Source organism: Bartonella sp. W8167, assembly GCF_016100335.1.
Lineage (GTDB): Bacteria > Pseudomonadota > Alphaproteobacteria > Rhizobiales > Rhizobiaceae > Bartonella > Bartonella apis.
Genome location: NZ_JACFSQ010000001.1, coordinates 41772 through 56328, shown reverse-complemented (window position 1 = coordinate 56328; position 14557 = coordinate 41772). Strand labels below are relative to the sequence as shown.

At 40.5% G+C, this 14557-nt stretch carries 6 protein-coding genes and 1 tRNA gene; 2 read left to right on the top strand and 5 right to left on the bottom strand.

The genetic code is table 11. From position 1 onward, the window contains the following. Window positions 1–11 precede the first annotated feature (11 nt). The gene (locus tag H3V12_RS00095) at window positions 12–629 is read left to right on the top strand and encodes a 2,3-bisphosphoglycerate-dependent phosphoglycerate mutase (protein WP_075914011.1); all 618 of its coding nucleotides are present in this window, start codon (window positions 12–14) and stop codon (window positions 627–629) included. Between the two features lie 609 nt (window positions 630–1238). Further along, window positions 1239–1323, top strand: a tRNA-Leu gene (locus H3V12_RS00090). Window positions 1324–1962: 639 nt separating this feature from the next. Here H3V12_RS00090 and H3V12_RS00085 read toward each other — a convergent pair. From H3V12_RS00085 to H3V12_RS00060, 5 genes are all read right to left on the bottom strand, one after another. After that, window positions 1963–4062, bottom strand: a complete 2100-nt coding sequence (locus H3V12_RS00085) for a DUF4238 domain-containing protein (RefSeq protein WP_198211847.1) — start codon at window positions 4060–4062, stop codon at window positions 1963–1965. A gap of 1200 nt (window positions 4063–5262) precedes the next feature. After that, window positions 5263–5664, bottom strand: coding sequence for a hypothetical protein (locus H3V12_RS00075; protein WP_198211846.1), 402 nt, complete (start codon window positions 5662–5664; stop codon window positions 5263–5265). Between the two features lie 845 nt (window positions 5665–6509). Further along, a complete protein-coding gene (locus H3V12_RS00070; protein WP_198211844.1) occupies window positions 6510–8459 on the bottom strand; it encodes a DUF262 domain-containing protein in 1950 nt (649 codons plus the stop codon). 424 nt (window positions 8460–8883) lie between these two features. Next, on the bottom strand, window positions 8884–11655 hold the full coding sequence (locus H3V12_RS00065) for a DEAD/DEAH box helicase (RefSeq protein ID WP_198215817.1): 2772 nt from the start codon (window positions 11653–11655) through the stop codon (window positions 8884–8886). Between the two features lie 614 nt (window positions 11656–12269). Further along, window positions 12270–14552, bottom strand: coding sequence for an ATP-binding cassette domain-containing protein (locus tag H3V12_RS00060; protein ID WP_198211840.1), 2283 nt, complete (start codon window positions 14550–14552; stop codon window positions 12270–12272). Between the last annotated feature and the right edge of the window lie 5 nt (window positions 14553–14557).

The window sequence follows — 14557 nt, the reverse complement described above, 5'->3', positions numbered from 1 at the left end:
AGGAGGAAAGAATGTCGCGAATATTGGTTTTGGTTCGACACGGACAAAGCGAGTGGAACTTAAAAAATCTCTTTACCGGATGGAAAGATCCTGATCTTTCTGAAAAAGGATTGGAAGAAGCAATCTCTGCCGGGAAAAAATTGAAAGCAGCAGGATTGAAGTTCGACATTGCCTTCACATCCGCTCTGCAACGTGCACAACATACCTGCCAGCACATTCTGGATGAAATGGGCCAGCCAAAGCTTGAAACAATCAAAAATCAGGCGTTGAACGAGCGTGACTATGGCGACCTTTCCGGCCTCAACAAAGATGACGCCCGCAAGAAATGGGGCGAAGAGCAGGTTCACATCTGGCGCCGTTCTTACGATGTCCCACCTCCGGGTGGCGAAAGCTTGCGCGATACAGGTGCACGCGTTTGGCCCTATTACCTTCACAACATCCAGCCGCATGTATTGCGGGAAGAAACGGTTCTCGTTGCCGCCCACGGCAATTCATTGCGCGCACTCATCATGGCACTGGAAGGCTTGAGCGGCGAAGAAATCGTCAAACGCGAGCTCGCAACAGGTGTTCCCATGATTTACGAACTCAATGCCGATTCAACAATTGCTTCCAAAAAAGTGCTTGAATAGATAAACTTCAATTTAAACTTAAGCCATGCCGGAACAAGTCTGCTCCGGCATTTTTTATAATCGCCGATTTTTGAAGCGATCAGCATCGTGAAAATTTTATATAAACCCGAAGCCACAAATCCCCAAGCTGAAGTGCGCGAAAATGCAACGCACGATATTAAAGACGATGCGGCGTTGAAAAGACCAAGACCGCACTCCCCGACACCCCACTGCCTTACATGACCCTGCTCGAAACTTCATACTGCTCGACACCACATCGCTTTACATTACTTTGCGTGACATTGCACCGCTCGGCATTACATTGCCCGAAATTGTTCTCCGAGACGTTCCATTGCATGACATCACGCTGCCCAAAATCATACTGCTCGGTATTTCGATGCCTGACGTTATACTGAACGACATAACACTACTGGACGTTACATTGCCTGAGATCACACTACCCGACATTTTACTGCCCCGCATTGCTGATAGAAAAACTACCTTATTTCCGTTCCGGTTGAATTTTCATCAATCGGCGAAGTTGTCGCCGAGATAAATTCCATGTTGGCTTGTGGGCTAAACAAAATTCGGGTTGACAGTTAAAGATTGCCAGCTTAGATGGAACGCAATGCCCAGATGGCGGAATTGGTAGACGCGCAGGTTTCAGGTATCTGTGCTGCAAGGCGTGGAGGTTCGAGTCCTCTTCTGGGCACCATTTTAAAAAACAAAATATTTGATCGAGATGCTGCTTTTTAACATATTCATCGAGGATTAGGTTTTGGTACTTAAAAAGCGCGATCGTGCGATTAAAAATTACCTTTGTAAAAATTCATTACACTTTCTGCGTAGTTATATCAGCATTATACGGGACATTTCACAATTGTCGCCCACCCATTCCTTAGACAAATTGAATAATTAATACATTAACCGAATTGCTTTTCACCACTTCGAATTGTATTCGATTTTTATATTGCCGATGATGACTACAGTTATTCATTTTCACCTGATAACATTTTATTTCATTATCGTTTTATTCGAGCTAGGAATAATTCATAATTTTTATAGATCGTTCTCAAAACGTCAACCGCCCGTATGGGCATGATGATCTCATACCTAACACTGTTAGGACGACAGTTACTTAAATGACTGTGTGAATACGATTTTGATAAAATATATTTTAAGAACCTTAATATATTCTATAAATAAAATATCTTTTTAAGAAAATATATTTTATAACACATATTTTTATATAAAATAAAAAATATTAAGAAATTTTATTAATATTTTTAAAAAAATTTTTATAAAATAAATCTACATATTTTATTAATAATAATTTTTTATGACATGATATCTATCATTTTTCGTTTTTTAAAAGCTCGTCTATGTCAATCTCAATAGGAATTTCTATCCTAATTTGTTCATTATCAAGAAACGGGAATAGCCCTAGTTGCCACATTAATCGCTCGACACAAATATTTAATGAAATAAATTCATCGAATGTTTCCCATTTTCCAAATCTATTTTTCAATTTTCTTAGACTTTCCTGAAAAGTTGGAAACCATTTAAGTAATTCAAAATCGCGAAGAACTTTTTCTAATTCACCATTTCCATCAAATGGATCTATACCACTGCCTTCGCAATGGCCTAATAGTTCAGCGGCAAATTGAAGAGTGTACTTAATTCGTGGAAGAATAATTGACAAAAGAAAATCTAAATTTCCGTCTCTTCGGTAATTTAATCGGGCTGAATTACCCGTCGATTTCAGTTCTTCAAGAGACATGATAAGTCTCCCACGAAAATCATTAGCTTTGCTAAGTGGATCTGTATAAGCTGCAATCAAATAAGAGCTCAAATAACCGTAAATTGCTGGTTTAATATTTGGATACAAAAAGTTTTCCATTGTACCTTTTATGGGCTTCAACCAAACATCAGGCAATTTACGCGAAATCATTTCCAATATCGCCACATCCGCCAATTGCCGCATAAAAACATACAATCCCAACTCGACCATCTTGGCATCTTTGTTCAGAAATAATCTAATAACATTCACGTCGATTATTATCTGCTCTTCCCAACAACCTTTTCGATAAACCGCCAGAGTTCTGGCAACACCTTCTCCGAATTCTTCTGGCACATTCACTATGGGATGTTTTGAATCATAACCTAATTCTGCATCTGCTATTGCCTGCTGATAATTTGATGCAATAATAATGCTATCTAGACGATGCAAAGGTAACTGTCGCGCAAAGATGTTTACTATCGTTTTTATAGTATCTGATAATCCCCTTATATGTTCAAATTCGTCGCAACCCGACCACACAATTTCATATTGCCACGGTTGTTTATTTATCGCTTCTTTCATTAATAAAGAAGGCGAGACCATCTTGTTCTCTGCCAACGGTTCATTTTTTAAATATGGTGCAATTGCCTCGTTAACCTGATCGTCAATAATTTGTATCGAGCGAGATCCGATTAGCTGACTCAATTCAATCAATCTTTTATCATCTGTAGATGATAGAAAAAAACCATAACTACATTTTACCGCCTCCAAATTATAATCTAACTCTTCTTCCACTTTGAAGTCTTTCTTTGACCCCACTAAGAGTTTGTCCGGGGAGATTGGCATAATAACAGCTTTAGTTTGATCCCAGTCCGAGACCATCGCCGGCATAATTACGCCTGTTTGATCAATTGCCAATGCCACACAATCCGGTAAGATAGCCCCTATTGCAGGAGCAGATTGGACAGTCCAATTCAGCGCCTCCAGCATTTTAAGTCGCGGGACTGAGTTCATAAATTCCAGAAGCGCTTTGTTATGTGCTTCCTTTACAATGTCCTCGGTTAAGCCTTTGCCTATCCTACACATATCCTGAATAAGCGGTGTCATCTCAAACATGAGAGAGTGAATGTTTTCCTTTATTAAACAGAACATGATCCTTTCACAAAGATGTTTTGGTAAAACCGGATTATCACTAACTATCTCACCGAATTTTTCTTCTAAGGCTTCCCGAAAATTTTCCGTTGGTTCGTCTTCATCAAGCCCCATCAGCTTTTTGACAGCTGAACTATCGCTCGAAATCGCTTCTACGTTATGAAACATCATCCATAAGCCTCTTGCTAGGGTCATTCGTGTATGGGCTGTACGGGGAACTAGATGATTTACTATTTCGGCAGCATCATTTGAATTTACAGCTGCTCCGCTAGATTGCTCACGTATAATCGCAAGTTTTCTAGATATGGGTGTTTCTATTGTCGTGATCTTATCATCCAATGTTGATGAACACTCATCATTAGGTCCAGAATAAAAATAATCAGACGTTCCAATTTTTTTTAGTTTCTTCAGTTCAGGGACATGATCGCGCGAGAAAACCCATATTTCTTTACGCTTTGGTCGTACTGCAAAAGGTTTTTGGAAGAACCTTGGAATAAAATGTTGATTTGGACCACTTGGCATAGATTTACTTGATTAATTATTTGAACACACGGCTTGAATTCACTTTCCATATCCGGTAGAAATTTTAAACTTTTGAAAAGTGAAATAGAACGTCGAATATATGGATATTGTACAACATTATTGTCAATATTGTTTCGTTTTCTGATTTCCACTAGGTATTTTTACCTCTGAATAAGACAGTATGTATCCATTCGACTAAGTTACAAATCAACGAATTCGAGCTTTTTTTGACTGGTATAAATATAAAAATCTAGAACATATGACGATTAGACACCTTGTTATTAAGCCTCTTTATTTCCGGATCTTGGAAGCGAAGTATCGATTGGAAATATTGGCGATAAGAAGCCCAGAATGGATTTTTATCTCCCGTCATTGCATACAATTATAGAAGTAAAATATAGGAAAGACACCAAAAAGACGTTTCAAGATTTCACTGGTGAACTTGCTGAAGATCGTACCCTCTATCAATCGGACTCGGGCTATGAAGATGCTAAATTGGTAGCCTTCTTATGGGATCAAACCTCTGCAACAGAACGTCATGACGCGTTTGAAAAAGCCGTAATAGATCTCGGTTACGATGGTTGCATTGTGATAAATTCTCCCTCACCTATGAGACTTCCCTGTAGCTCGTAAAATTTTATTGGCGGGATCAAAGCATTCAGATTTTAGAGATATGACCGAATATATGATTTAATAGTTGGCCTTAATCGCGCAGGTCGCAAGTGCCATGAAAGCTTTGTCAGCCCCTTGCAAATCTATTTTCTCGACCGTTTTGCCTTCGATAAACAGCTTTAACAGGCCGGTTTTAGGAAAGTTATAGAAATTATCCTTCGTCAATTCTCTGGCAATTGTCCAATCATTGATCTTTTTTATTTAATACGCCTTGAGCTTTAACGTTGTTTTATCTTCGGATTGAAGCTCGATGTCGGGCGGAATTCCGCCAGAATAATTCCGCGGGTCTACAAATGGCGCTAAAGCGTAAAAAACTATGACAATGTCAGGTGACTCAACTAGGAAGTTAAAACTTATATCGGAATGTCCTTGTTTGCTCATTTGACAACCAAGCTTTGAAGTTAAAACCTGCCAATCGTCCTTGTCGTAGACAATACAGCATAGCCAACCTGTTCTGGACGGGCTGGCCTCTTTTATTCAGGAATATTATATTTCGTCCGATTCACAATGCTCTTAAATTAAACACCGTTATTTCACACCTTTGGCTGCCGCTTTTATAAGTCCTTCGACAACCTTTTGCACTTCTCCAAGTGTTTTCGGTATGTACTTGATCAAATCAGCATCACGAAGCTCGTCAACTCTTTTTAAACCGGAATGGCGACCGTAAACTTTCTCACCCTTACTATTGACCTTTTGCCAAAGATCCTTGGCGAGGCTTTCCTCGCAGTCAATTCCCTTGACATCGCCCCTAACTCCTAATTTACACCATATATTGGCTGGAGTTTTTGAACTTTTTTCAAAGGCAAAGCAAAGTTTTGAATTTTTAACGAAATAATAATTCATATATACTTTTTGATGTCCTTTCGGATGCTCGTCGGCAATTTTGTCAAAAAGTTCTAAAGCTGCTTTTTTCAACTCTTCTCTATTCATAAATATTTCCCCATGATTGCTATTTACTCAATATTTAAATTTTTAACGGTAAAATCCCGAAGAATGCCGAAGGGATTTATTAAATCGAATTCCTCATCCTTTTATAATTTTAGGAGGAGGCATAACGCATAGATTTATGAAATATTTAATTCAATGTATTTTTCTAGCTTCACTCAAATTTGTTGGGCTGAATATCGGAGATTTTGTTATCAATCCGGTTTGCTGAAAGGCTCTATATCGTCGATAGACGAAAAGCCACACTATTCCCCGACAGACGAGCTTGAGTAACGTTTGAGATAGAAAATTTTCAGTAGTGATCGACAGCCCCCACCTCATAGTCATCGCGTTCGTCAGAGACTGATTGTTGAGAAAGTTTTATCAGCGACGAATGTTGTCATTACGCGGCAAAGCACTTGAGTAAAATTCTGTCCGGCCGAGACGAATTTATTCTATTTTTCATTCGGGATTGTTTTAAAGCCTGCGGCTCTCAGGCTTTGAATTGTTTAAAATTTCCAGAAGTTAAAACCATATAATCGGGTTAACACCTTTTTCGAAAATACTGAGATTTTTCAGTGCGCATACCAGCCAGGAGATTTCTATAACGAAAACTTGCTTTTCCGGCATAAAAACAAAGCCATTCACCAAAACGTCTACCAAACGATTTTCACATTTTTCCAGCCTGCACGCGTTCACGTTCAGTACGGTTTAGAACCGTTTGTACCAACTGATTTTGTAACTTTTTGACCACGAACGAGATTACAGAACTTGTATTCGATCTTATTGTCTGAAATTACACGCCCATTTTGCCGCATCAACGATTCTATGATAGGAATAGTGTCAACCTTTTAGCTATCCTTAGAATTTAAATCCCAAATTGCGTCAAAGGCCGAAAGTAGCTTTTGTTGTCTTTTTTCAAGAACTTCCGGTGTCCATTCAGATTCCTGTGTAACCTGACTTGTAAGCGCAAAATTAGTAACCCCGCTAATGTTTCCATTTTTGGTTTTGAAATATTTTTCTTTTTTTGTCTCAAAATCATAATTTTGTGCAGAAGAATTCGTTCGTCCATTCAAAAGCACCAAATTTGCAAGTTTGTTAACCCATGTTGCTCTAACTTCTTCATCCGGAAAAGCTTGTGTCCAACTTTCTATATTATCACTTGTTTGAGGCAATACATGTTCAATACTAATCGTCTTGTAATCGTAGGTCGCTGATCCAGTGGACAAAAATTCATCTAGCCGTAACAATAGAGGCAATCTGATAGCCGGCTTATTGTAAATATCCCCGTTGAGATTCTGTCTAATTTGAACCTTCTCCTCATTGGTTAACTCCAAACAAGACTTTGTTGTCGTATCAGTTATTAAATGTACTTTGTGTTCCTCGGCTTCTCGAATAGCGGTTAACAACTTGCCATATTTATTGATCCTGTTGGTAGCTGTCGTGCGTAAAATAAATTGCCCGTAGGCCAAACGTTCAAATTTTTTAAAAAAATGGAGTAAAAATTCATCTTTATCTTTATCCATACAATTATATTTGTAATATTTCATTACTTCAATAGCAGGAGGTAACCAATCTGAGTTATCCAGTCTATTAAGATATTTGAAATAACGATTAATTTCTACCCTATATTTTAAATAATGATTATTTTCTTCCTTATTTTTGAAAGGAGGATTATTTTCTTTACTTCCAATTTTATAAGAGCAGTTTTTTATCACTTTGTAAGCGTCTACATATTCACGCAATACGTTTTTAATGAAGTCTTCCGCATCTTTAAAAGGTACTTTTGAATTTTCGTTTTTAACGTTGATCACATATTCATGGAACTCTTTAAGAAGCGTTTTACGCAATTTGTTTTTTGCATATATCATACGAATATAGGAAAATAGATTGGTAAAGTCCGACCGGCCTAAATCTTCTTCATAACCCTCCCAGCTATCTGTAGATTCTTTCTGTTTATCATCGGGAATCGAGCTAATAAGTTCAGCCTTTAATAAATCCGCAACTGTTAAACTTAATCCTCTCGCATTCAACACAGAAAATATACGAAATGCACTTTCCTCATTTGGTGTCTCGATAACGACAAGATAACAATTCTTAAAAATAAAATCGAAAAATTTATATTTTTCTTCTTTATCTAAGTCAAAAAGCTTTTTCCATAAAATCTTTCTATTTTCTATAATTCGTACTATGGCGTCCGTTAGTTCGCTTGGTGATTTAACGGTCAACGTTGCCCCTTGTTGCTTAATTTGCTCACAAAAAAATTCTTCATCCGTTTTCCGTATCGTTAGAATATACTTATTTTCTGGAGACTCCTCTTCTACTCTGTTAAATACGTTATCTGTCAGGAAAATACTTTTATTTATATCTTCAGCATATTTTTTATATTTTTCATTTTCCTTTTTCGAGTCTCCTTGATCTACCTTTGGCGAGGCTGCTTGATCTTCCTTTGTCGAGGCTGCTTGATCTTCCTTTGTCGAGGCTGCTTGATCTTCCTTTGTCGAGGCTAATTGATCGCGCAATATAGCAAGTAAAATTGTAATTGTTGTTAAACGTTGTTGGCCATCTATAATATCGGAATTAGGTTTATAAGGGTCCTTTTTCAACACCAGACTGCCGAGAAAGTAAGAATCATCCTCGCTTGTTTTATTTTGATAAGCATCAAATAAATCGTCAAATAGTTCCGCTGCATTTTCTTCGGTCCAGGAATATGGCCGTTGATACGACGGTACTGAAAATATATAGTCGCCATTTAAAATACTGTTGAGAGATTTCTCTTGAGCCTTTATGTTGTCGTGCATATTTTCCCTCCGCATATGGCGCCATTTATCAGCTTTTCTCTTTTTAGAGAAAAACATACTCCGATAGAGTAATAAGAGCGTTTATTATCCGGATTTTAATATTTTTCAATAATTAATGTGAACCACGTTAATTAATGTGAACCACGTTTATCAAAATCCGTTTTTATTCGCGCGTACAATATAAAATCAATATTTTTCGGGATGAAAGTTAGCTAAAATTCTTCGCCAATTGCCTGACAATTTACCAATTTTCTAGGTAATAAATATGGTTTTAAAAATTCGTGACTCAAAATACAATTTTATTTTTAACGTCAAATTTTTGGTTTTTATAAAAATAAAAAGGCGACAAATATTATAGATTTGAAACCAATAATATCCTCGGTTGCAATTTGACTCCGACAGACAGAAAACATCTTTTCAGAATTCAAATTTCTAATTCCGGCAAGTTACGAACAATCTTCATCGTTTCCAGAGAAACAGTAATGGTTCTTAATAACAAATCTAGTGGATAAGCGGGATTATGCATCGTTTCGCATGCAAAATCATTGGCGTCATTGATAATTCCACTAGTTTTATCAATGCGTATACTTTGCCTTTCCATCACCCAGTCAATCGCGGTTTTATTGTTGACGATGTAGTCATAAGCGGCAAGTGGTATTCCGGTAAGGGTAATTTTGTCATTGTAATGAATGATCGAGCGGTCTTTGTTTTTGCCCCTCCCGCCATAGCACATTCTGGTTACATAAAAATCGGCCGCGCCAAGTTTCTTCTTTTTTGTTACAAGTCTGACCGGATATTTTTCAACGCTTTCATAGTTCACATGCAAATGCCCTAATGCGCGACCGGCGCTTGCAAAAGCCTTGAAGTCTTCAAGCGTTTTGACAGCGGGGATATGGGGCAATTCTTTAACGAGATTGTCGGAAAAACGGGCTCGATAGTCCGGTGAATGCAAAACACCGTAAATATAATAGAACAGATCTTCTTTACTGATGTGATTATCGGAATAGGCGTTCTGATAATATTTTAACGCCTCGTCGGTGATGGCATGAGAACGCTTGAAGCCGCTCTGTTTGGCGCCGTCTTTTCTCTTGTCACCCGCATCGCTTTTTTCATAAAAGTAAAGCGGGAAACATTGGCCATTATCTTCGAACTGGAAATCTGTAATCCTGTTTGACATGATAACTGAAAAACCGCCGCGCTTGCCATTACCGGACACACAAATAGCAAGGTTTTCCGAAGCCCCCGTCGGAAATATTTCTTTCATCGAATAGGAGCTGTGATTGAAACGTGTCGCGCTATAGTGCCATGATTTTGTAAACGGCCGGACATTGGATATTTCGGTCAATTGTTCCGAAAAGGTTTCTTTGATCTGTTTTTTGAAACTTGCCTGCCAGTTACCACCGCCCCAACTGAATTTTTTTACGTCTTTTTTGACGAAATTTCTCACATTGACAGCTTTGTTAGGGAAATGTTGCCTGTAGCGGGAATATCGGTCAATTTCCTGATTATAAAATTCTGTCATTCGCCAGACATTTTGCAAGAGCTTCTTTTTCGAGGCATTATAGACCCACGCATCCCTCCCCGAAACAACGCCGCTTGAATAGAGTTTGAAAATGGTAAGGCGCTGTATATTCTTTTTGTCGCCCATTGCAGGAAAATTCCTGAAACAACCATCGCGTTGATTAAGCCAATCGTGATAGCTGTCGGGAACAATTTTTTGCCATTTATCTTTTAGACCGGCAATGCTTTTGAGCTTTTTAATTTTTCCAAGCTTTTGAGTAATGTCGAGATAATCGCCAATATCGTAGAAAAAAATCTGCCCCTTTTGTTTGGCAAAAGGATTTTTGACAAGAAGCGAAATGGCAACGGGAGCGCGTGAACCGACGCCAAATATATTGCCTCCCTCTTTTTGTCGCAATGTGCCGGATGTGCGCGCATTGCCCCGCAAATGAAAAATGTAGATATTGGAAAATTCGTCGGCGAGACATTTGCGCATGCCATCGGCTGAAGCGGATTGGACAAAGCCGGCATTGGTGACAAAGCCGATAATGCCACAATTGCCGATATAATCGGACGCCCAACGAATTGCACGAATGTAGCTGTCATAAGAAGAGCGCTTGCCACCTTTTGTCAATGTCGAAGCAAGATAGGTTTCGGCAATCCTCCGGTCAATTTCCGGATATTGCTGATTGGCGGCATCATCATTGGCGCTCTCCTGCCCTGTCGAATAAGGCGGATTGCCAATAATAATCCGGATATCAGTCACATCACTCCTGTTCTCATAATTCAGCTGCTTATGCTCCTGTTGGCGGTCGTGGCTGTCGGCAGGTTTCACCAAACGGGATTTGTCTTTTTCACTGGTCACGAATGTATCGCAAAAATGGACACCGGAAAAAGCCCGATAGGGCGTGCCGTTTCTCACTTGATAGGCTGTTTCGATATTGATCTTGGCGATAAAATAAGCAAGTAAAACGACCTCATTGGCGCGAAGCTCGTTTTTATAAACGCGTTCTAAATCTTCTTCTTTGATCAACCCACACTCGATCAGACGGGCAATAAAAATACCGGTTCCAGTGAAAGGGTCAAGGATTTTCACGCCTTGACTTCCCCAAGAACAGTTGAATTCTGTTCGCAAAATGTCATCGACGCTGTGAAGAATGAAGTCCACAACTTCCACAGGCGTATAAACAATCCCTAAACGATCGGTCATCTTCGGAAAGGCTCTGCTGAAAAAGCGGTCATAAAGTTCGGCAATAAATTTTTGACGTGCTTCCGGTTTTTGTTCCAATCCTTTTGCGCGTTCTGCAACAGCTTGATAGAATTGTTCGAGGCTTTCCTTGTGCGAACTCTTGCGAATATCGTCGAAATTATTGAAAATTTTGCGCAGTGCTTTTCGTGACAGCGGGTTATGTTCAGCAGTACTGGAACTTGAAAATAAAATATCGAAAACGGGCTTGCTAACGAGATATTGTGCCAGCAGTTCAACAATATCATCCTTGTCAGGAGGGCTTTCAATGTCTTTGCCGAGAAACTCTGAAAACTCGTCGAAAACAGCACCTATATCCGCTTTGTTGGCATTTTTAAGACGTTCCGCAATTTGCCTGATGTCACTTTGTACTATCTTTGCTATATCACTTGCCCGTTCCTGCCAAAAACGGGCACTGGCAAACTTCGCCGCCGGCTTTGTGTTTTCCAAGAAATGCAACTTATCTCATCCCCGTTTTTTATGTTGCAAGGCTTTTGATCGCTGAAAACCGGCATAAATGAACCGGAATGCAGCTCGAGATGCTTTCCTGAACACATCAGGTGACCCGCCGCTTTATATCATATCGGCAGTCAACATCCAATTTAGCAAATTGTGAGCAACCTTTCACCGTATTGATAAAACAGCAATCAACTTTTGGCATAGCTCAAGCAGATAGACGGGATCACTTATTATCGGTTTGGTGCAAACCATTGGACGCAGTGCATGCTTAACTCTTGTAGATATTTTGTAGCAAAAACTATCCGGTCGTTCGCAGATTGCTTGTTTTTCAATAGAGCCATTGGATTCATAGCTAGTTTTTGGAACTGATGTCGCGGTTACAAGCGAGTCAATATAGATGGAGGGCAAGGCAAAACTTATGTGACGGCTTCATTCATATCCGTTCAATAATCAGCTGAAAAAGACTAAAAGAACTATATTTCCAACTTTGTTCGCACAACTTCTATATTGCAATACTATGATTACAAATCCGGATTTCCGGCTAGATACACTGCATTGAATAGTCAGATGTTCCGGCCAGTCTGGTATTTTCGTCAGGTTTTGACTTAGCCATTTTGCGGGCGGACAGAACGGCGCAGGAATTCGCGCGTTGGCCCATCAAACTGGATATGCCCCTGATCGAGAACAATAACGCGTTCCGTCAAATTCAGAATATCGAAACGGTCTGTCGACACGACCATTGTGGTATCGGGCTGCAATATGTTTTTAAGCACATTGGCAACACGTGCTTCCTGTTTTTGTGACAATTGCGAGGTCGGCTCGTCGAGAAGCAGAATCTTGCGTTTTGTCAGTGCAAGGCGGGCAGATGCTAGCATCTGGCGATGTGCAGGATTGGGATAAAAACCGGCATCGCGCCATGTCACTTCCAGTTTGTCGGCAATTTGCATTTCGCCACTTACAAGATCAAGCTGATGGAGAATGTTTTCACATTCTTCGCGCGAGAGCCGGCCTTCCAGACACAGAAATTCATATACCGAGCTTGTCAACATCACATGCTCTTGCCAGGCATAATGAATGAGATGTTTGATCGATTCATCGCCTGCATGAAGCGGACGTTTTGAAAACGAAAGCGTGCCTTTTTCAAGTGCAAGATAACCGGCAAGCAATTTCAGCAACGTGCTTTTGCCGCTCCCGTTGCGCCCGAACAGTGCAACTTTCTGGCCCTTCGGTATAACAAGATCAAGATCATCCAGAATGACTTTTTCGCTGTTATAAGCAAATGTGCCATGTTCAATTAGCCATAATGGCGATTTCAGATTTTGATATTTTTCAAGATGGATCGGTTGATCCTGATTGTCGGAACTTTCGGTAATGAGTTTTTTCAACCGCTTGTAGGAGCGGTGCGCTCCATAAGCCTCATAGACAATACTTGACGTGCTGAAAAGTGGCATCAACATACGGCCGGCAAGCAGGATAACCGCGAAAATAGCGCCCTGATTGAGTGAGCCGGCGAGAACCAGATAATAGGCCATAATGACAATGAGCACAAGCTGAATGCCATTGATGGCGTAATTCAAACGCTGGAAAGCGGCGCTGCGTTGATAACGCTTTTTCCATGCTTCAATATCGGTCTCGGAGTCGGACATATAGCGATCGCTGACAACATCCGGCCGCCCGATAATGGAGGCGACCATCATATCGACGGGTGTCGGAGGGTCGCGGTGAAGTGGCCGTTCGTTAAACTGTAACTCTGCCTGCCGCCAATAGTAATACATGACGCAAAAAATAACACCGATGATGAATATCGGAACAACGACAACCCATTGCCCGAGTATGGCAATGACCAAAAGAAAAAGTAGAATGAAGGGAACATCCACAACATTGAGATTCAGTGCCAGAAACGCGAAATTACGCACCATTTTCCAATCATCCAGCGCGCGGAACTGGGCAGCGCCCCATTCATTCGACTGGCTGGCATTGACGCGCAAAAGCCGCCTCACAATATTGGGTTCAATTGTTGTGTGAATGCGCTGGACGAGCGAAATATTGAGCTTCTGTCGGTCACGACGAAGCAGATATTCGGCAAGCAGCGCCAATGCGACACCGACTGAAAAGGCCCATAACGAGGCTGACGCATAAGCCGGCAAAATACGGCTATAAATTGCATTCAGATAAAGCGGTGTGACCACAATCATCAGATTGATAAAAATTGCACCGAAAAGCAATTTCCAGAGGATAGAAACCGCTACCGGATCCGAAGAAATAAGACGGCGCAAATCGAAATTGTCAAGAAGGCTTGCTTTAAAAACCTGATATTGCGGAATACATTGATCGGTAAATTTTTGTGCTTTTTCCCGAGCTGTCCCTTGAGCAGCTTTCGAGCCGGCGGTTTCTGTGTTGCCGGCTTGCGTGATCTCACGCTTGTCATCCGTTTTGGCGACTGCATCAAGTTTCACAACCTCGGCTGGATGCACAGCTTTTTTGAGAGCCTGCGGCGTTACGCCATTTTTATGAGGCTGTTTTTTAAGTTCAAGAGAAGGTTCGATCTTGCTTTCGACTGTCACCACATCAGGAGTAGAACGGATATTATCAGCTTCCTCTTCGTGGCTTTTCTGTTTGTCTTCGTCCAGAAAAACAAAGGTACCATCATTTGCCACTTCCACCGCGCGGTAATTACCGGCAGGGGTGAGCACGATATAAATGCCGCCGATTTGCAAAGCCGATTGTTTGTTGACACGAATGATATGAACGCCGAGCTGGCGCTCGACAAGCTTGATCAAAGTTTCGTCACCCGACATCGGCAAAGTACGCAGACGCTGCCAGTGAAAAGGAAGAGAACCGCGTATTTTGTTACACGCGGTTTCCAGAGCGTCGATCAAAGGAGTCATTCGGT

What these genes read in the sequence shown, in the direction of transcription:
- H3V12_RS00085 (WP_198211847.1), bottom strand. Translation starts at nt 4,062, where the DNA reads ATGCCAAGTGGTCCAAATCAACATTTTATTCCAAGGTTCTTCCAAAAA.
- H3V12_RS00070 (WP_198211844.1), bottom strand. Translation starts at nt 8,459, where the DNA reads ATGCACGACAACATAAAGGCTCAAGAGAAATCTCTCAACAGTATTTTA.
- H3V12_RS00075 (WP_198211846.1), bottom strand. Translation starts at nt 5,664, where the DNA reads ATGAATAGAGAAGAGTTGAAAAAAGCAGCTTTAGAACTTTTTGACAAA.
- H3V12_RS00095 (WP_075914011.1), top strand. Translation starts at nt 12, where the DNA reads ATGTCGCGAATATTGGTTTTGGTTCGACACGGACAAAGCGAGTGGAAC.
- H3V12_RS00060 (WP_198211840.1), bottom strand. Translation starts at nt 14,552, where the DNA reads ATGACTCCTTTGATCGACGCTCTGGAAACCGCGTGTAACAAAATACGC.